The 1,667-nt window shown below is 41.5% G+C and carries 1 protein-coding gene; it reads left to right on the plus strand.

Annotated features, from left to right (window positions below):
• Positions 1-122: 122 nt before the first annotated feature.
• Positions 123-1,604, plus strand: a complete 1,482-nt coding sequence (locus QUB13_RS30295; protein WP_333093632.1) for an IS5 family transposase — start codon at positions 123-125, stop codon at positions 1,602-1,604.
• Positions 1,605-1,667: the final 63 nt, after the last annotated feature.

Consider the following 1,667-nt stretch of genomic DNA (forward strand, 5'->3'; position numbering starts at 1 on the left):
TAGGGCTTGCTGGATAAGTGCAGAAAGGTTACACGGCGCGGTTATACGATCGCGCGATCGAGAGTTTAGTGCAAGATAAACAGGTAAAATAGGTCAAAACCCGTGCATCACCACCTGCGATCATGTACAGAAAAGCTGAGCTTGCCCCAAGCCCCTCATCCGAGTTTGAACTGCCCGTCGGAGGAAGGTTGTCTGTTGACAACCGTTGGGTAAAAATGGCTCAACTAATCCCGTGGTCAGAATTTGAGTCAGAATATGCCCAAAACTTCCCCACCGAAAAGGGGGCACCAGCCAAATCATTTCGGATGGCATTGGGGGCATTAATTATTAAGGAAAAACTGGGAATCAGCGATCGAGAAACAGTCGAACAGATCCGCGAAAACCCCTATCTGCAATACTTCATCGGTCAATCAAGCTACAGCAACGAACTACCATTTGACCCATCTTTATTAGTGCACTTTCGCCAAAGAATTAGTCCCAACCTAATTAATAAAGTGAACGAACGCATGGTCGAAAAAATGCGGGAAATTACCCCAATCCAACCCGAAAAAAAAAAGGATTCGGACGCCAAAAATGAGTCAACCAATCGCGGTAAACTAATCGTAGATGCAACCTGCGCTCCCGCCGACATTACCTATCCCACCGACTTAGGACTATTAAACAGAGCCAGAGTTCATACAGAAAAAATCCTAGACATCCTGTATAAACAAATCAAAGAAAAAATCCATAAAAAACCAAGAACCTACCGTAATCTAGCAAGAAAAGACTACTTAGCAGTAGCCAAACAAAGACGACCCACCCGCAATAAAAGAAGACAGGCAATTAAAAAACAACTTCAATACATCAAAAGAAACTTAGCTCATATTGAACAGCTAATTGATGCGGGTGCGACTCTAGAAGCTTTGACCAAAAAGCAATATAAAACCTTGCTAGTCCTCACAGAAGTCTATCGCCAACAGCTCTGGCTATTTGAAAATAACAAACAGAGTATTGAGGATAGAATAGTAAGTTTGAGCCAACCCCACATCCGTCCCATAGTCAGGGGAAAAGCAGGGAAAAGCGTAGAGTTTGGAGCCAAACTATCAGCCAGTTGTTTTGAAGGATATGTATTTTTAGACCGGATGAGCTGGGATAATTTTAACGAATCTCTTTACTTAAAAGCCCAAGTAGAAGCTTATTATAGATTCACGGGATACTATCCAGAGTCAGTTCATGCAGATCGCATTTACCGAAATCGGGAAAACCGAGCATGGTGTAAAGAAAAAGGAATTAGAATCAGTGGACCTCCTTTAGGAAGACCTCCAGCAAACGTCAGTAAAGCAAAAAAGAAGCAAGCTTTAGAAGATGAAAGAATTAGAAATGCAATCGAGGGCAAATTTGGGCAAGGAAAACGAAGATTCGGTCTGAATCGAGTAATGGCAAAACTTGATAATACATCTGGCACAGTTATTGCAATTACTTTTTTGGTAATGAATCTTTCTACCTGGTGGCGCCGGGTTTTTTGTGTGTTTTTATATCTATTTGGAAAAAGAACACCTGTTTTTGGGTTGAAGATAATCTCCAATTATAACTGGATGAAAACGATACAGAAGAACTTATATTAACCAAGCTTGAATATATCGATCGCTCCTGTGATTGGTTTGCGATCGATTATTCAGCAAACCCTA

It is taken from the genome of Microcoleus sp. B4-D4 (genome assembly GCF_036705185.1).
GTDB lineage: Bacteria > Cyanobacteriota > Cyanobacteriia > Cyanobacteriales > Microcoleaceae > Microcoleus.